Origin of the sequence: Bradyrhizobium sp. CCBAU 65884 (assembly GCF_028128835.1) — a bacterium.
GTDB classification, from domain to species: Bacteria; Pseudomonadota; Alphaproteobacteria; order Rhizobiales; family Xanthobacteraceae; genus Bradyrhizobium; species Bradyrhizobium ottawaense.
Genome location: NZ_LBJU01000113.1, coordinates 97,745 through 113,948 on the forward strand (window position 1 = coordinate 97,745; position 16,204 = coordinate 113,948).

16 protein-coding genes are annotated in these 16,204 nt (G+C 65.1%); 6 read left to right on the plus strand and 10 right to left on the minus strand.

The window, feature by feature from the left end; all coding sequences use genetic code 11:
- Positions 1 to 56 precede the first annotated feature (56 nt).
- From otnK to ltnD, 3 genes are read right to left on the minus strand one after another with little or no spacing between them, the layout of a single operon-like run.
- On the minus strand, positions 57 to 1,331 hold the full coding sequence (gene otnK / locus XI03_RS16185; RefSeq protein WP_271592662.1) for a 3-oxo-tetronate kinase: 1,275 nt from the start codon (positions 1,329 to 1,331) through the stop codon (positions 57 to 59).
- Positions 1,328 to 2,110, minus strand: coding sequence for a 2-oxo-tetronate isomerase (otnI, locus tag XI03_RS16190; RefSeq protein ID WP_212248119.1), 783 nt, complete (start codon positions 2,108 to 2,110; stop codon positions 1,328 to 1,330). The genes otnK and otnI overlap by 4 nt, the downstream gene beginning before the upstream one ends.
- Before the next feature lie 14 nt (positions 2,111 to 2,124).
- Positions 2,125 to 3,042: an L-threonate dehydrogenase gene (gene ltnD / locus XI03_RS16195; protein ID WP_271592663.1), complete on the minus strand. Its 918-nt coding sequence runs from the start codon at positions 3,040 to 3,042 to the stop codon at positions 2,125 to 2,127.
- Between the two features lie 104 nt (positions 3,043 to 3,146).
- On the opposite strand from ltnD, the gene otnC reads away from it, so the two are divergent.
- The gene (gene otnC / locus XI03_RS16200; protein ID WP_271592664.1) at positions 3,147 to 3,833 is read left to right on the plus strand and encodes a 3-oxo-tetronate 4-phosphate decarboxylase; all 687 of its coding nucleotides are present in this window, start codon (positions 3,147 to 3,149) and stop codon (positions 3,831 to 3,833) included.
- A gap of 86 nt (positions 3,834 to 3,919) precedes the next feature.
- On the opposite strand, the gene XI03_RS16205 is transcribed toward otnC, so the two are convergent.
- The 6 genes from XI03_RS16205 to XI03_RS16230 form a co-directional block, all read right to left on the minus strand.
- Complete coding sequence (locus tag XI03_RS16205) at positions 3,920 to 4,624, minus strand: ABC transporter ATP-binding protein (RefSeq protein WP_028143388.1); 705 nt, start codon at positions 4,622 to 4,624, stop codon at positions 3,920 to 3,922.
- Complete coding sequence (locus XI03_RS16210; RefSeq protein ID WP_028143389.1) at positions 4,608 to 5,339, minus strand: ABC transporter ATP-binding protein; 732 nt, start codon at positions 5,337 to 5,339, stop codon at positions 4,608 to 4,610. Before XI03_RS16210 ends, XI03_RS16205 begins: the two co-directional genes overlap by 17 nt.
- Positions 5,336 to 6,319: a branched-chain amino acid ABC transporter permease gene (locus XI03_RS16215; protein ID WP_028143390.1), complete on the minus strand. Its 984-nt coding sequence runs from the start codon at positions 6,317 to 6,319 to the stop codon at positions 5,336 to 5,338. The genes XI03_RS16210 and XI03_RS16215 overlap by 4 nt, the downstream gene beginning before the upstream one ends.
- Positions 6,319 to 7,152 carry a branched-chain amino acid ABC transporter permease gene (locus tag XI03_RS16220; protein WP_240536472.1) on the minus strand — a complete coding sequence of 278 codons (834 nt, stop codon included), beginning with the start codon at positions 7,150 to 7,152 and terminating at the stop codon, positions 6,319 to 6,321. Before XI03_RS16220 ends, XI03_RS16215 begins: the two co-directional genes overlap by 1 nt.
- A gap of 195 nt (positions 7,153 to 7,347) precedes the next feature.
- Positions 7,348 to 8,592, minus strand: coding sequence for an ABC transporter substrate-binding protein (locus XI03_RS16225; protein WP_026201530.1), 1,245 nt, complete (start codon positions 8,590 to 8,592; stop codon positions 7,348 to 7,350).
- Positions 8,593 to 8,680: 88 nt separating this feature from the next.
- Positions 8,681 to 9,496, minus strand: coding sequence for a putative hydro-lyase (locus tag XI03_RS16230; RefSeq protein ID WP_028143392.1), 816 nt, complete (start codon positions 9,494 to 9,496; stop codon positions 8,681 to 8,683).
- A gap of 119 nt (positions 9,497 to 9,615) precedes the next feature.
- Here XI03_RS16230 and XI03_RS16235 point away from each other — a divergent pair, with 119 nt between their 5' ends.
- The 4 genes from XI03_RS16235 to XI03_RS16250 all read left to right on the plus strand — a co-directional run bounded on the left by XI03_RS16235 (position 9,616) and on the right by XI03_RS16250 (position 14,055).
- Positions 9,616 to 10,533 (plus strand): LysR family transcriptional regulator, encoded by a 918-nt coding sequence (locus XI03_RS16235; protein ID WP_018315615.1) that lies wholly within the window; start codon positions 9,616 to 9,618, stop codon positions 10,531 to 10,533.
- A 123-nt stretch (positions 10,534 to 10,656) separates the two neighbouring features.
- A complete protein-coding gene (locus XI03_RS16240; RefSeq protein WP_271592665.1) occupies positions 10,657 to 11,907 on the plus strand; it encodes a Zn-dependent hydrolase in 1,251 nt (416 codons plus the stop codon).
- 12 nt (positions 11,908 to 11,919) lie between these two features.
- Positions 11,920 to 12,831 (plus strand): NAD(P)-dependent oxidoreductase, encoded by a 912-nt coding sequence (locus tag XI03_RS16245; protein ID WP_271592666.1) that lies wholly within the window; start codon positions 11,920 to 11,922, stop codon positions 12,829 to 12,831.
- 150 nt (positions 12,832 to 12,981) lie between these two features.
- Positions 12,982 to 14,055 (plus strand): malate/lactate/ureidoglycolate dehydrogenase, encoded by a 1,074-nt coding sequence (locus tag XI03_RS16250; protein WP_271592667.1) that lies wholly within the window; start codon positions 12,982 to 12,984, stop codon positions 14,053 to 14,055.
- 134 nt (positions 14,056 to 14,189) lie between these two features.
- Here XI03_RS16250 and XI03_RS16255 read toward each other — a convergent pair whose 3' ends face one another.
- Complete coding sequence (locus XI03_RS16255; RefSeq protein ID WP_028143396.1) at positions 14,190 to 15,263, minus strand: tartrate dehydrogenase; 1,074 nt, start codon at positions 15,261 to 15,263, stop codon at positions 14,190 to 14,192.
- 154 nt (positions 15,264 to 15,417) lie between these two features.
- Between XI03_RS16255 and XI03_RS16260 the strand changes: the two genes are divergently transcribed.
- Complete coding sequence (locus XI03_RS16260) at positions 15,418 to 16,194, plus strand: SDR family oxidoreductase (protein ID WP_028143397.1); 777 nt, start codon at positions 15,418 to 15,420, stop codon at positions 16,192 to 16,194.
- Positions 16,195 to 16,204: the final 10 nt, after the last annotated feature.

Sequence of the window (16,204 nt, forward strand, 5' to 3'; positions counted from 1 at the left end):
TCCGTACGAGTACGGAGCCTCAAAGAGATGAACACGTCGCTAAAAATGCTCTGCGCTCAGCGCATGAGCCTAAGCGCGTCGGAGAAAAATTCAGCGCCGCCGAAGTTTCCGGACTTCAGAGCGAGCAGCATGTTTTCTTGCGCGCCCACCGCATGCAGCACCGGGACACCTGCCGCGATTTCCACTCCGACGAGAAATCCGGGAATCTTCAACCGATCGACCACCGCACCGGAGGTCTCGCCGCCGGCAACGATCAGTCGCCGCACGCCTGATTTTACAAGGCTTTCCGCGATGTCGGCCATGGCCTGCTCGATCGCGTGGCCGGCCGCGTCGCGACCGTGCCGCGCCTGCAGTGCGGCGACCTGATCGGGCGTCGCGCTCGAGGCGATCAGCACCGGCCCCTCCGCAAGCCGCGGTCTCGCCCAGTCCAGCGCACGCTGCGCTTCGCCGCCCCCCGTAATGATACGGTCCGGATCGAGGTGAAGCACCGGCATGACGCGTTCGGCGTTGGCGATCTGCTGAAGCGTCGCCTGAGAGCAGCTCCCGGCGAGGCAGGCCGCCGGTCCGCCGACGGCAATGCCGGTCTCGCCGTTCGCCCCGGCCGATTTGACTTTACCCGTCGACACCAGCGCACGCGCGAGCCCGAGGCCGATGCCGGAGGCGCCGACCGACAGCCGATGTTCGGCGGCGACGAGGCCGATGGTCTCGAGGTCGCGGTCGAAGACCGCGTCGATGATGGCAGCGCCGATGCCCTTGCCCGCCAGTTCGGCCAGCCGCGCCCGCACGGCATCTGCGCCGCGCGTGACGGTGGCGAGATCGACGAGACCGATCTGCGTCCCGCTCTGGCGCGCCAGCACGCGCACCAGGTTGGAATCGTGCATCGGGTTGAGCGGATGGTCCTTCAGCGGGCTCTCGTTGAGCGGCACCGCGCCGACGAAAAGGTTGCCCTGGTAGACGGTGCGGCCGGTCTCCGGGAAGGCCGGCGTCACCAGCACGGCACCTTCGCCGCTATCGGCACGCAGCGCGTCCATCACCGGGCCGATATTGCCGGCGTCGGTGGAATCGAAGGTCGAGCAGATCTTGAACAGCACGTGGCCGGCGCCGCGGCCGCGCAGCCACTGATCCGCCGCGCGCGAACGCGACACGGCAAGGCCGGCCTCGATCGAGCGGCTCTTCAGCGACACCACGACGGCATCGACCTCGGGCAGTGCGAGATCGTCCGCGGGCACGCCGATGGTCTGCACGGTGCGCAGGCCCGCGCGCGTCAGCGTGTTGGCGAGATCGGAAGCGCCGGTGTAATCGTCGGCGATGCAGCCCAACGCAAGTGTCACGGCTTCACTCCTGCATAAGGCTTGAACCAGGCAAGGCCGTCGGTGGTCTTGCCGCGCGGATTGTACTCGCAGCCGACGAAGCCGGCATAGCCGAGGCGGTCGAGCTCTTCGAACAGGAACGGATAGTTCAGCTCCTCCCCGTCAGGCTCGTTGCGCGAGGGGATGCTGGCGATCTGGATGTGGCCGATGATCGGCATCATCTCGCGCAGCCGCATCGTGACGTCGCCATGGATGATCTGGCAGTGATAGATGTCGAACTGGAGCTTGAGGTTCGGAAGCCTCAGCTCCTGGATCAGATCGCGCGCGAAGCCGAAATCGTTGAGGAAGTAGCCGGGCACGTTGCGCGCATTGATCGGCTCGAGCACGATATCGATGCCGTGCGGGGCGAAGAACTCCGCAGCCCATGCCACCGATTTGTAGAATGCCTCGATCGCGACGCGCTCGCCGCGGTTGGCGATGCCGGCCATCAGGTGCAGCCGCTTGACGCCAGTCGCCTTGGCGTAAGGCAGAGCCGTCTCCAGGCCCGCCTTGAGATCGGAGAAGCGCGAGGGGAGCGCCGCAAAGCCCTTCTCGCCGGCGTTCCAGTCGCCCGGCGGCAGGTTGAACAGCGCCTGGGTCAGGCCGTTGCGCTTGAGGCGCTCGCCGACCGCCTCGGCCGGATGCTCATAGGGAAAGAGAAACTCGACCGCGGTGAAGCCAGCCTGGGCTGCGGCATCGAAGCGGTCGAGGAACGGCACCTCGGTGAACATCATCGAGAGATTGGCGGCAAAACGGGGCATTGGCGTCCTCTTCGTTACTTGTCGCCGGGCAGCTTGACGCCGGTGACCTGCGCATACATCCGCGCCACCGAGGCGTCGTCGTCCCGGCCCATGCCCGCGGCCGATGTCATCAGGAACATCTGGAGCGCGGCGGCGGAGACCGGCACCGGGAATCGCGCGCTGCGCGCCATGTCCTGGATGATGCCGAGATCTTTCACGAAGATCTCGACGGCGCTGCGCGGTGTGTAGTCGCCGTCGAGCACGTGTGGCATGCGGTTCTCGAACATCCAGGAATTGCCGGCGGAGGCCGTGATCACCTCATAGACCTTGCGGATGTCGAGGCCCTGCTTGGCGGCGAATGCCATCGCCTCCGAGGCGGCGGCGATGTGCACGCCGGCGAGCAGCTGGTTGATCATCTTGAAGGCGGCGCCCTGGCCGGCGGCGTCGCCGAGCTCGTAGAGCTTTGCGGCCATGGCATCGAGCGCAGGCCGCGCCTTCGCGAACGCTGTGGGGCTGCCGGAGGCGAGGATCGTCAGCTCGCCTTGCGCGGCGCGCTGCGCTCCGCCGGAAATCGGTGCATCCAGATAATGCCGGCCGGTCGCCTCCAGCTGCTTGGCAAGGCGTCGTGCCACGTCGGGGTCCATCGTGGCGGAGGATACGAAGGCGCTGCCTTCGGGCATGGTCTCGGCGGCCCCATCCTTGCCGAACAGGACGGCTTCCGTCTGCGCGGCATTGACGACGACGCTGACGACGATGTCCGCGCTCTTGGCCGCCTCGGCCGGCGTTTTGGCACCCGCACCGCCATCCTTGACGAAACGCGCCACCGCCTCGGCCGACACGTCGCAGCCGGTGACGGCGTGGCCGGCGCGCTTCAGCGAGGTCGCCATGCCAAACCCCATCGAGCCGAGCCCGATGACCGCGATGCGCTGATTTTGTGACGTGGAGGCGGACATGCAACTAACCCTTGCGAACGTTTCCCGGACGGCCGGCTTTTGCGGCGGCTCGGCGAACCGATATCACGCCTTGGCCGCGCTGCCAAAGCGTGAGACAAGCGGGCATGACGGCCATGAAACCTGAAGCGAGCAACGAGACGCGGCTGCGCGAGGACATCTGCCGCTTCGGACGGTCCCTGTTCGAGCGCGGGCTGACGCCCGGCTCCTCCGGCAATATCAGCGTCAGGCTGGACGGCGGCGGCTGGCTGGTGACGCCGACCAATGCCTCGCTCGGTTTCCTCGATCCTGCGAAGCTGTCGCGGCTGGACGAGAAGGGCCAGCTGGTGTCGGGCGATGCCCCGACCAAGGAAGTTCCGCTGCACACCGCGCTCTATGACACGCGCGGCAGTGCCCGCGCCATCGTGCATCTGCACTCGACACACTCGGTCGCGCTCTCGATGCTGCCCGAGATCGACCCGCGCGCCGCGCTGCCGCCGATGACGGCCTATTATCTGATGAAATGCGGCGCCACCGCGCTCGTGCCGTACTACCGCCCCGGCGATCCCGCGGTCGCGGATGCGATCAAGGGCCTGGCGGGGAAATATTCATCGGTGCTGCTCGCCAATCACGGCCCGGTCGTTGCCGGCGACACGCTGGAAGCCGCGGTGTTCGCGACGGAGGAGCTGGAGGAGACGGCGAAGCTCTATCTGCTGCTGCGGGGGATGAACCCGCGCTATCTGTCACCGGAACAGGTGGCGGATCTGGTGAAGGTGTTTGGGGTGACGTTGCCGGAGCATGGGAACGGGCATTGAACCACACCCACCGCCGTCATCCTTCGAGGCGCGCAAGAGCGCGCACCTCAGGATGACGGCGGAGAGTGCGGCGACGGCGTCAACGCCTACAGCCCCAGATACGCCTTCCTCACGTCGGGATTGCCCCTGATCTCGGCCGCGGGCCCCTGCATCAGCACGCGGCCGGTTTGCAGGATGTAGGCGCGGTCGGCGATCTCCAGGCACTCGGCCATGCGCTGCTCGACGATCAGAACGGTCATGCCGGCATCGCGGATGCGCTTCACCGCCTGGAAAATCTCGTCGACAAGCTTTGGCATGATGCCCTGCGAGGGCTCGTCCAGCATCAACAGACGCGGGCGCGTCATCAACGCGCGGCCGATCGCAAGCATCTGCTGCTCGCCGCCGCTTAGCGTTTCGGCGCGCTGCTCCAGGCGCTCGGCCAGGCGGGGAAACAGCTGGAAGACGAGATCGAGCGGCCCCTCGCGGTTCGCGTCACCGCGGTAGAGATAGCTGCCGAGACGCAGATTGTCGCGCACCGACAGGCGCGGGAACAGGCGGCGATTCTCCGGCACATAGGCAATGCCGGTCGCCGTGATGTGGTGCTGCGCCATGCCGTCGAGGCGCTTGCCGTCGAACGTCACCGTGCCGGAACGCGGCCGCTCGGCGCCGGCGATGGATTTGAGCAGCGTCGATTTGCCCGCGCCGTTGGCGCCGGCGACGCAGACGATCTCGCCCTTCTGGACCTCGATCGAGATCGCGGAGATCGCGACCAGGCCCTGATAGGCGGTCGTGACTTCACGCACGCTGAGCATGACGATCTCCCAGATATGCGCTGATCACCTTGGGATCGCGAACGACATCGGCGGGCTTGCCCTCGACCAGCACCTTGCCGAGATCGAGCACGATGGCGCGATCGACCAAGGGCATCACGATCTCCATGACGTGCTCGACCATCAACACGGTGATGCCGGCATCGCGCACCTTGCGCACCAAGGCGACACCGGTCTGCGCTTCGGTCGGCGTCAGGCCGGTGAGGACTTCGTCGAGCAGCAGCAGTTTCGGTTCGGTCGCGAGCGCACGGGCAACTTCAAGACGGCGCTTCTCGGCGGGCACGAGGTCGCTGGCAAGCACGTCGGCGCGCGCGGCAAGGCCGGTGAACTCCAAGACCTCGTGCGCCTTGCGACGGGCCTCGCGCATCACGGTGTTGCGCACCAGCGCGCCAACGATGACATTGTCGATCACCGTCATGGTCTCAAAACTCTTGACGACCTGGAAGGTGCGGCCGACGCCGCGCTGGCAGCGTTCGGCCGCCGGCATGTGGGTGACGTCCTCGCCGTCGAAGAGAATCGAGCCTTGCGTCGGCGGCAGAACGCCGGCGATGAGATTGAACAGCGTCGACTTGCCGGCGCCGTTGGGGCCGATCAGGCCGACGATCTCGCCGCGGCCGACCGAGATCGAGACGTCGCTGTTGGCGACGAGGCCGCCGAACCGCTGCCAGACGCCGCGGGTTTCAAGAAGCGCGGTCATCTTGCGGCCCCCGTCTTCTTCCGGCGTGAAAACAGGCTGAGCAGTCCCCGCGGCAAGGCCAGCGAGATCAGGACGATCAGCGTACCGTAGACGATGAGGTCGACGCCGCGCCCGGAGCCGCCGAACTTGAAGCGGGTCAGCTCCGTCAGCGGGATCAGGATGGCGGCCCCTAGCACCGGCCCCCACAGGGTGCCGATGCCGCCGAGCACGGCGGGCAGCGCCATCAAGAGCGAGAACTGGAAGCCCATGACGCTTTCAGGATCGATGTAGGAGACGAACTGGGCATAGAAGCTGCCACCCACCGCGACCAGGAAGGCGGAGACGGCGGCCGCGCCCATCTTGGAATTGAACACGTCGACACCGAGGCTCTCGGCCGCGTCCGGATTGTCCTTCACCGCACGCCACCAGAATCCCCATTTGGAGTTCTCCAGCCACCAGGTGACGAACCAGGCGAGGCAGCACAGCGCCAGCGCGAAATAGAAGTATGGCAGCTTGGTGCGCAGGAACTGGAATTTCAGCCAGCTGTCGCCGCGGATTGGAATGGTGATGCCCATCGCGGCGCCGGCCCATTCCCAGTTGTGGAACAGAAGCAAGCCGATCTCGGCGATGACGATGGTGGCGATCACGAAGTAATGGCCGCGCAGGCGGAAGAAGGGATAACCGAGCCCCATCGCGATCAGCGCCGACACGACGCCGCCCGCCAGCATGCCGAACCAGGGCAGCACGCCGAACTTCGTGAACAGCAGCTCGGTGGTGTAGGCGCCCAGGCCGAAATACAGCGCGTGCCCGAGCGAGATCTGCCCGCAATAGCCGGACAGGATGTTCCAGCTCTGCGACAGGCCCGCATACATCAGCGTCAGGATCAGGATGTTCTGGACGACGACGTCCTTCACGAACAATGGCGTCGCTGCGGCAATCGCGGCGAGCACCGCGGCGATGATGAGGTCGCGGCGGCGCCGCGCTGCAAAATCCTTGTCCATCAGATCGATCCGAACAGGCCGCGCGGCCGGATGAAGACGACCAGCAGATAGACCGCGTAGATGCCGACCGATTTCAGCGACGGCGGCAGCACCAGCGCGGTGGTCGCTTCGACGAGGCCGACGATGATGCCCCCGGCAAAGGCGCCGAACACGCTGCCGAAGCCGCCGAGCGCCACCGTGACATAGGCGATCAGCGCAAAGGACGCGCCGACATCGGGATAGATATAGAAGAAGCTCGCCATGATCGCGCCGGCGAGACCGACCAGCGCGGCACCAAGGCCCCAGCCGAACGCGAACACGCGGTTCTTGTCGATGCCGACCAGCGCGACCGCACCGGGATCTTCGCGGGTGGCTTCCAGCGCGCGGCCGAAATCGGTGCGATGGATGAAGAAGTAGAGGCCGGCAAAGGCGAGGATCGAGACCAGCGCACCGACCAGCTGCGGCTCCGGCAGGAAGATGCCGGCGACCGAGATGGTTTTGCCACCGAGCCAGGATTGCGGAATGCTGCGATAATCAGGCGTGAAGAAGAACTGCGCCAGGCCCCGCATCACGATGGCAAGGCCGAAGGTGGTGAAGATCTGCACCATGCCGGCATTGGCCTTGGCCCGCATGGCAAAACGTACAATGAGCAAGTAGACCACCGCTCCGAAGATAAAGAGCGCCGCGGCGACCAACGGCGCCGAAAGCAAGGGGTCGATCGCGAAGAACGCGAACAGGAAGAAGGACAGGTACATCGCGATCATCAGGAACTCGCCATGAGCGAAGTTCGTGACGTCCATCAGGCCGAAGATCAGCGCGAGGCCGACCGCGATCAGTCCGTACAACAGCCCCATGAGGAGGCCGCTCGCGAGACTCTGGATAATGGCTTGCGCTGTCAAAAGTCCGTCCCCCGAAATAGATCCTCATCCCGAGGAGCGCGCTCAGGCGCGCGTCTCGAAGGATGGCCAGCCCTCGTCCTTCGAGACGCGGACTACGCCCGCTCCTCGGGATGAGGGCGGGAGCTGCATCTGAGCTCCCGCGTCCCAGTCTTACTTCATCGGCCAGACCGCCTCGGCGATCGCGGCCTGCGGCGGGAAGATGGTGACGAACTTGCCGCCGATATATTGCAGCAGCACCGGGTCGGCGTCGTTGTTCTGGCCCATCTCGTCGAACTTGACGCGCTTCCAGGGCATGATGGTCTGCTCGCCCGGGATGTCGGTCGCGGCCAGCGCATCGCGGATCTTCTCGCCGTCGGTCGACTTGGCGCGGCTGATGGCGTCGGCGAGGATGATCAGGCCCATGAACTGGCGCGAGGTGAGGTCGTTGAAGTCCTTGCCCGACCGCGTCTTGAACATCTCGTTGATCTTGCCGACCATCGGGCGCTTCTGCGCGAGGTCGAGCGAGAACGTGCCGCGCGAGATCACGCCTTCGAGCTTGTCGCCGACGGCATCATAGAGCGCCTTCTCGGAGAAGCCGGCGTCCTGCGCCACGATCGCATTCGGCTTGTAGCCGAGCTCGGCCATGGTCTTGACCAAGAGGATGCCGTCGGTGGTGTAGCTCGAGGGCATCAGCACGTCGGCATTCGCGGACTTGAGCTGCTGCACCTCGGCCGAGAGCGAGGGCGAGTTGGCGCGATACTTGATGTCGGTGACGATCTTGTAGGCGCGCTCGCCGGCGATCTTGGCCTGGGCGTTGCCGGAATCGGTGCCGAAAATGGTGTCCTCGTGGAACAGCGACAGCGTCTCGATCTTGGTGCCCTTCTTCTTCATGGCGTCGAAGAAGTCGAACATGGCGGCCGAATACATCTCGTCATGCGGCGCGGCGCGGAAATAATACTTCAGGCCGCGGCGATGCAGGCTCGGCGAGGAATTGTCGGCGGAGACGAACGGGACCTGGTAGCGCTCGCAGATCTGGCTGACGGTGACGGCGACGGCGCTCTGATAGGTCCCGATGATGGCTGAGACCTTCTCCTGCGTGATCAGGCGCTCGGCTTCGGCGCGGCCCTTCTGCGGATCGGCCTGGTGATCGGCGAACACGAGGCGGACCTTGGCGCCGCCGAGGCCCGGCAGGCCCTCGCCCTTCGCCAGCGGCAGGTCGAAATCGGTGTCCTTGTTGATGACCTCGAGCGCGGTCTCATAGGCCTTCTGCGCATCGACGCCCTGCTGCGCGCTGCCGCCGGAGAACGGATAGATGACGCCGATCACGACTTCGGAAGTCTGTGCGCGCGCCGCCAGCGGCACCAGTGCGGCAGTCGCGGTGGCTCCCAACAACACGTCGCGGCGAGTGATCGTCATGGCAAAGTCCCCTGTACTGAATTTCGGCTGATCGAATGAAGCGATTGATGGATGCAGTAAAGCCCTAACATGCAGCATACGCTGCCCATTAAATCACGGCCATGGTCCTGTTCTTGAGATCCGTCACCAGCATCAGGCCGGGCGAATGCGTGATCGCGAACGGGAGCTTGGCGGCGTTGATGACGGATTGCGGCGTCACGCCGCAGGCCCAGAACACCGGAATCTCGTCGTCGGCGACCGGCACCGGATCGCCGTAGTCCGGCTTGGCGATGTCCTTGATGCCGATCAGATGCGGATGGCCGAGATGGACGGGCGCGCCGTGCACGGCGGGATAGCGCGAGGTGATCTGCACCGCGCGGATCGCATCCGAAGGCTTGAACGGACGCATCGACACCACCATGGGGCCGGCGAACGGACCGGCCTCGCCGCAGGCGATGTTGGTACGATACATCGGCACGCGCACATTGCGCTCGATGTGCCGGATCGGCATGCCCTCGTCGAGCAAGGCTTCTTCGAACGAGAAGGAGCAGCCGAGCACGAAGGTCACGAGATCGTCGCGCCAATGCTTCGTCACATCGGTCGGCTCGTCGACGACCTCGCCGTCGCGCCAGACGCGGTAGCGCGGCACGTCGGTGCGGATGTCGAGATCGGCGCCGAGCGAAGGGATGTGCGGACTGCCGACATCGGACATGCCGATGATCGGGCACGGCTTCGGATTGAGCTGGCAGAAGCGATGAAAGGCGCTGGCATATTCCGCCGGCAGGATCGCCAGATTGCCCTGGACGAAGCCGGGGGCGACGCCTGCGGTGGAGGCGACCAGCCCTTGCCGGTAGGCAAGCCGCGCCTTGCGGCTCGGAAGGGCGTCGGGCGTTTCAGTTTGCTGCACTGCCACCAAAACAGTCATGTACTCGACCTGCCTATAAACTCGACAAAGACAGCCAACACCAAGCGTGCTATAAAGTCTAATCGTCCTTTCTAATCGATATCGATAAATCTATTTTATCGGCAAGGAAAATCCTTTCAATGCTGGACTTCAGGTCGATCGAGACTTTTCTCTGGGTCGTAAAGCTCGGCAGCTTCCGCGGCGCCGCAGCACGGCTCAATACGACCCAGCCGGCGATCTCCCAGCGCATCGCCCAGCTCGAGCGCGAGATGGGCGTCAAGCTGCTCAACCGCGACCACCGCGTCGCCTCGCCGACGCCGAGCGGCCGGCAGATGATGGTCTATGCGGAGAAGCTGATCGGCCTGCGCGCTCAGATGATGGCGGAGATCGGCGACCGCTCGGCGATGCGCGGCGTGATGCGGCTCGGCGTCGCCGAGACCATCGTCCACACCTGGCTGCCGCGCCTCGTGAAGAGCGTGAACCAGGTCTATCCGAACCTGTCGCTCGAGATCGAGGTCGACATCACGCCCAACCTCACCGCGCGCCTGCTCGCGCAGGAGATCGAGCTTGCCTTCGTGGTCGGACCGTTGTCGGCGTCCGGCGTGCATAATCGCGTGCTCGCAGATTACCCGATCGGCTTCCTCGCAAGCCCTTCGCTCGGCCTTGGCAAAGGCCGGGTGACACCGGCGGAGCTTGCGCGGTTTCCGATCATCACCTTCCCGCGCAAGACCAAGCCTTACGAGGTCGTGCGCGAGGTATTCGACCGGCCGGAGCTGCCGCCGATCCGGCTGCACGCGTCCGCATCGCTCGCGACCGTTATCCACATGGCGGTCGAGGGCCTCGGCGTCGCCGTGATCCCCGACGCGATCGTCGAGAACGAACTCGCCGACGGGCGGTTACAGCTGCTCGACACCGATCTCGCGATCGCACCGCTGACGTTCACCGCAAGCTGGCTCGCCTCGCCCGACGTCGTCGCCGTGGAGCGCGTCGCCGAGCTTGCACGGCAGATTGCGCAGAGCAGCCTCGCAGTTGACGCGCCCGCGCTGGCGCGTCATTGAAAAAGGCGCCGGACAACCTTCAACGTCATTCCGGGGCGATGCGACAGCATCGAACCCGGAATCTCGAGATTCCGGGTTCGGCTCTTCGAGCCGCCCCGGAATGACAACTGAGAGACTGACCGCATGAGCCGAGCCGCCACCAATCTGCAAATCGATTCCGCCCGCCTCTGGGGCTCCATCCACGAGACCGCGCAATTCGGCGCGACGGCCAAAGGCGGTGTGCGGCGGCTAACGCTCAGCAGCGAAGACAAGCAGGTGCGCGACTGGTTCCGCAAGGCCTGCGAGGACGCTGGTCTCGAAGTGCACACCGACGCACTCGGCTCACAATTCGGCCTGCGCAAGGGCCGCGACATGTCGAAGCCGCCTGTCGGCATCGGCTCGCATCTCGACACCCAGCCGACCGGCGGCAAGTATGACGGCATTCTGGGCACGCTCGGCGCGCTGGAGGTGATCCGCACGCTGAACGATGCCGGAATCGAGACCGAAGCGCCGATCTGCGTCGTGAACTGGACCAACGAGGAAGGCTCGCGCTTCGCACCCGCGATGATGGCTTCCGCCGCCTATGTCGGCGACTTCACCACCGACGACATTTTGTCGCGCAAGGACGCCGAGGGCACGACCGTCGGCCAGGCGCTGGACAGCATCGGCTATCGCGGCGACAAGCCGGTCGGCTTCCAGAAGCTCGGCTGCTTCGTCGAATTGCACATCGAGCAGGGCCCGATTTTGGAGGCCGAGGGCAAGACCATCGGCGTGGTCGATTCCGGCCAGGGCGTGCTGTGGTACGACGGCAAGATTTCCGGCTTCGAGAGCCATGCCGGATCGACCCCGATGCCGCTGCGGCGCGACGCGCTGGCGACGCTGTCAGAGATCGTGCTGGCGATGGAGTCCATCGCCAGGAAGCTCGGACCGAACGCGGTCGGCACCATCGGCGAAGCCGTGATCGCAAATCCCTCGCGCAACGTGATTCCCGGCGAGATCGCCTTCACCATGGATTGCCGCAGCGCGGACGGCGCCATCATGGACGCGCTCGATCGCGATCTGCGCGCCGCAATTGCCGAGATCGCCGCGCGCCGCAAGGTCGAAGTCAAGATCGACCTGGTCTGGCGCAAGCCGCCGACGCATTTCGATCCCAAGCTGATCTCGGCGGTCGAGAACGCGGCAAAGACGCTCGGCTATTCCTCGCGCCGCATCACCTCCGGCGCCGGCCACGACGCCTGCAACCTCAACACGATCATGCCGGCGGCGATGGTGTTCGTGCCCTGCAAGGACGGCATCAGCCACAACGAGCTGGAGGATGCGACGCAGCCGGACTGCACCGCCGGCACCAACGTTCTCATGCATACCGTGCTGGCGATCGCCGGCGTCGCGTCCTGACCGGAGAGAGCCATGCGCGGAGTTTTCGTCGACGCCAATGAAGCGCTAGCCGTGATCATGGAACGGCTGGAGAAGCCCGGGGATCCCAAGGTGCGGATCCACCGGGATCCCGACATCAAGCCCGAGCAATATCCTGAGATCCTCGATGGCGCCGAGATCGCCATCGTCGATCACACCGCGCTGCCGACCGAGGTGGCGAAGAAGTGCGCGGGGCTGAAGCACGTCGTGTTCCTCGGCACCGGCGCGCGCAGCTACATGAACCCTGAGGAGCTGGCAGAACTCGGCATCTCCGTGCATCTGATCAAGGGCTATGGTGATACCGCGGTCGCCGAATCCGCAATCGCGCTGATGTGGGCGTCGGCCCGCGGCATCGCGATGATGGACCGCGAGATGCGCGTCGGCAACTGGCTGCGCGAAGACGGCATGCAGCTCACCGGCAAGACGCTCGGCCTGATCGGTTTCGGCGGCATCGCCGCCGAGGTCGCGCGCATTGCGTCCGGCAGCGGCATGAAGGTGATCGCCTGGAATCGCTCGCCGAAGAGCCATCCGGGCGTGGAATTCACCGATCTCGACAGCGTGCTGGCAAGGAGCGACGTCGTGTCGCTGCACCTGCTGCTCAACGACGAGACGCGCGGCATGATCACGCGCGAGAAGATCGCAAAAATGAAGCGTGGTGTCATCCTCATCAACACCGCCCGCGCCGCTGTCGTCGACGAGGCCGCCATGATCGATGCGCTGAAGTCGGGCCACATCCGCCATGCCGGCCTCGACGTCTTCAACATCGAGCCGCTGCCCGGCGATCATCCGCTCACAAAACTGCCGAACGTGACGCTGTCGGCGCATTCGGCGTTCCGTACGCCGGAGGCGAGCGAGAACCTGATTGGCGCGGCGTGGGAGCACTGCCGCCGGATCGTGAATTCGTAGGGTGGGTTAGCCCTGCAGTACGCGAAGCGCGTCTGCAGGGCCTAACCCACCTCTGTCTATTCCGCGGAGACAGAAGAGGCGGGTTATGGCTTCGCCTAACCCACCCTACGTCCTCCCCCGCCAAATCGTGAAGGGATAAGAGCAATAACAATGGCCGACTATCGCACCATCAAGGCAGAGCCGCTCACCAACGCCATTCGTGCCATCGTCAAGGCGGGCGGGTCTTCGGACCGCGAAGCCGAGCTCGTGGCCACCAATCTGGTCGAGGCCAACCTCAAGGGCCATGACTCCCACGGCGTCGGCATGATCCCGCGCTATGTCCAAAGCGTCACCAATGGCGGCCTCGCCGTCAACGCGCACGTCAAGATCGTGCTCGACACCGGTCCGCTCCTCACCCTCGACGGCCTCACCGGCTACGGCCAGGTGATCGGTCATGAAGCGATGGAGCTGGCAGCCGAACGCGCTAAGCGAAACGGGGTGTGCCTCGTCGGCCTCTCCAATTCGCATCACATCGGTCGCATCGGCCACTGGGCTGAGCAGTGCATCGACCACGGACTGGTCTCGATCCACTTCGTCAACGTCATTTCCCGCCCGATCGTGGCGCCCTGGGGCGGCAGCGATGCGCGCCACGGCACCAACCCGTTCTGCGTCGGCATCCCGCGCCCCGGCAAGGACCCGATCGTGCTCGACTTCGCCACCAGCAGGATCGCACAAGGCAAGACCCGCGTCGCCCACAACAAGGGCGTCGCGCTCGAGCCAGGCACCATCATCGACAATGAAGGCAAGCCCACCACCAACCCGCGCTACACCGTGATCCCGCCGCACGGCGCCATCCTCCCCTTCGGCGAGCACAAGGGCTCCGGCCTCGCGCTGGTCTGCGAAATCCTCGGCGGCGCGCTCTCCGGCGGGCAGGTGGTCAAGGGCCCCTCCGACGGCAAGTACAACGTCCTCAACGGCATGCTCTCGATCGTCATCGATCCCGGCAAGCTCGGCACCGGCGAAAACCTCGCGCGCGAAGTCGAGAGTTTTGTTGCCTGGCAAACCGGCTCGCCGCCTGCCCCCGGCGTCGACAAGGTCAGAATCGCCGGCGAGCCCGAGCGCGAGACCAAGAAGAAGCGCCTTGCCGAAGGCATTCCGGTCGATCCGACAACCTGGCAGGAGATCATCGAGGCCGGGAAGAAGTTCGGGCTGGATCAGACGGCGATCGAGGACATCGCTGGCTGATCGAGAACGAAATAGAAATCGTAGGGTGGGTTAGCCGCAGGCGTAACCCACCACCTTCTTCGCCGAGAGGTGGGTTACGCCAAGCAGATGCGCTTTGCGCATCTGCAGGGCTAACCCGCCCTGCGCATTGTCCGTCAATCCACCATATCCGCGACGGCCTTGCCGCAGGCCGTGGTGTCGGCGTTGCCGCCGAGGTCCTTGGTGCGGAGCGTGCGTTCGGCCAGCGTGCGCTCGATCGCCTCGACGATCGATTGGCCGGCTTCCTTCTCGCCGAGATGCTCGAGCATCATGGCGCCCGACCAGATCGCACCGATCGGGTTGGCGATGCCTTGGCCGGCGATATCAGGCGCCGAGCCGTGCACCGGCTCGAACACCGAGGGGAAATCGCCCTCGGGGTTGATGTTGCCTGACGGCGCGATGCCGATCGTGCCGGTGCAGGCCGGACCGAGGTCGGAGAGGATATCGCCGAACAAATTGGAGCCGACCACGACGTCGAACCAATCCGGATGCAGCACGAAGTTCGCGGTGAGAATGTCGATGTGGTACTTGTCCCACTTCACCCCCGGAAACTTCTTGGCCATCGCCTCCACGCGCTCGTCCCAATAGGGCATGGTGATGGAGATGCCGTTGGACTTGGTCGCCGAGGTCAAATGCTTCTTCGGCCGCGACTGCGCGAGCTCGAAGGCGAACTTCAGGATGCGGTCGACGCCGGTGCGGGTCATCACCGTCTGCTGGGTCACGAACTCGCGGTCGGTGTCGGGGAACATGCGGCCACCGACGGAGGAATATTCACCTTCGGTGTTCTCGCGCACCACCCAGAAATCGATATCGCCGGGCTTGCGGCCCGCCAGCGGCGACGGCACGCCGGGCATCAGCCGCACCGGGCGCAGGTTCACATACTGGTCGAACTCCCTGCGGAATTTGATCAGCGAGCCCCACAGCGAGACGTGGTCCGGAATCTTGGCCGGCCAGCCGACCGCACCGAAATAGATCGCATCGTGCTTGCCGATCTTGTCCTTCCAGTCATCGGGCATCATCTGGCCGTGCTTCTCGTAATAGTCCCACGACGAGAAGTCGAAATGGTCGAAATGCAGGGAGACCCCGTGCTTCTTCGCCGCCGATTCCAGGACGCGCAGGCCCTCGGGCATCACTTCCTTGCCGATGCCGTCACCGGGAATGACCGCGATCCGGTATTGTTTCTTGCTCATCGAGAACGTCCTTGGTTGGTCCGGCAGCCGCCGCCTTTTGACCGCACTGCAATGGACCAAACGCAGCGGCAGCGCAACGCTGCACTGCAATGTTGACCATGGCGCGGCCAAGCGCCTACTGATTTTATCCTGTTCCTATCCTGCGAGTAACCTCATGGATCTGCATCTGCGTGGCAAGCGCGTCCTGATCACGGGCGCGTCGAAGGGCATTGGCGCCGCAGCCGCCGAAGCGTTTGCCGAGGAAGGCGCACACCTCCTGCTCGCCGCCCGCGACGGCGACCAGCTCAAGGCGCTGGCCGAGCGCCTGCGCTCCGCCCACCAGATCGATGCCGCAACGAGCATCGTCGATCTTCGCAAGGCTGAGGATCTGGCGCGGCTCGCGAAGGAAGCGGCCGACATCGACGTGCTCGTCAACAATGCGGGCGACATCCCCGGCGGCTCGATCGACAAGATCGACGAGGCGACCTGGCGTCACGCCTGGGAATTGAAAGTGTTCGGCTATATCAACCTGACGCGGCAGATCTACGCGCAGATGAAGGCGAAGGGCGGCGGCGTCATCGTCAACGATATCGGCGCGGCCGGCGAAAAATTCGACGCCAACTACATCTGCGGCAGCGCCGGCAATGCCGCGCTGATGGCCTTCACCCGCGCGCTCGGGGGAAAAAGTCTCGCCGACAACATCCGCGTGGTCGGCATCAATCCCGGCCCCGTCGGCACCGATCGCCACGTCACCCTGCTGAAGACGCGGGCCAAGCACCAGTTCGGCGACGAGAACCGCTACAAGGAATTCCAGAAGAGCCTGCCGCTCGGCCGTCCCGCGCATGCGCGCGAGATCGGCGACCTCATGGCGTTCCTGGCGTCGGACCGCGCCGGGTATACGTCGGGTGTGATCTACACGGTCGACGGCGGCATCAGCGCTGGATGGGGTTAACTGACCTCGG

Coding starts and splice junctions, on each gene's coding strand:
- XI03_RS16230 (WP_028143392.1), bottom strand. CDS start 9,496: ATGACTGTTTTGGTGGCAGTGCAGCAAACTGAAACGCCCGACGCCCTT.
- XI03_RS16210 (WP_028143389.1), bottom strand. CDS start 5,339: ATGACCGCGCTTCTTGAAACCCGCGGCGTCTGGCAGCGGTTCGGCGGC.
- XI03_RS16260 (WP_028143397.1), top strand. CDS start 15,418: ATGGATCTGCATCTGCGTGGCAAGCGCGTCCTGATCACGGGCGCGTCG.
- XI03_RS16205 (WP_028143388.1), bottom strand. CDS start 4,624: ATGCTCAGCGTGCGTGAAGTCACGACCGCCTATCAGGGCCTGGTCGCG.
- otnI (WP_212248119.1), bottom strand. CDS start 2,110: ATGCCCCGTTTTGCCGCCAATCTCTCGATGATGTTCACCGAGGTGCCG.
- XI03_RS16255 (WP_028143396.1), bottom strand. CDS start 15,263: ATGAGCAAGAAACAATACCGGATCGCGGTCATTCCCGGTGACGGCATC.
- XI03_RS16250 (WP_271592667.1), top strand. CDS start 12,982: ATGGCCGACTATCGCACCATCAAGGCAGAGCCGCTCACCAACGCCATT.
- XI03_RS16215 (WP_028143390.1), bottom strand. CDS start 6,319: ATGGACAAGGATTTTGCAGCGCGGCGCCGCCGCGACCTCATCATCGCC.
- XI03_RS16220 (WP_240536472.1), bottom strand. CDS start 7,152: ATGGGGCTGTTGTACGGACTGATCGCGGTCGGCCTCGCGCTGATCTTC.
- XI03_RS16240 (WP_271592665.1), top strand. CDS start 10,657: ATGAGCCGAGCCGCCACCAATCTGCAAATCGATTCCGCCCGCCTCTGG.
- ltnD (WP_271592663.1), bottom strand. CDS start 3,042: ATGTCCGCCTCCACGTCACAAAATCAGCGCATCGCGGTCATCGGGCTC.
- otnC (WP_271592664.1), top strand. CDS start 3,147: ATGACGGCCATGAAACCTGAAGCGAGCAACGAGACGCGGCTGCGCGAG.
- XI03_RS16225 (WP_026201530.1), bottom strand. CDS start 8,592: ATGACGATCACTCGCCGCGACGTGTTGTTGGGAGCCACCGCGACTGCC.
- XI03_RS16245 (WP_271592666.1), top strand. CDS start 11,920: ATGCGCGGAGTTTTCGTCGACGCCAATGAAGCGCTAGCCGTGATCATG.
- XI03_RS16235 (WP_018315615.1), top strand. CDS start 9,616: ATGCTGGACTTCAGGTCGATCGAGACTTTTCTCTGGGTCGTAAAGCTC.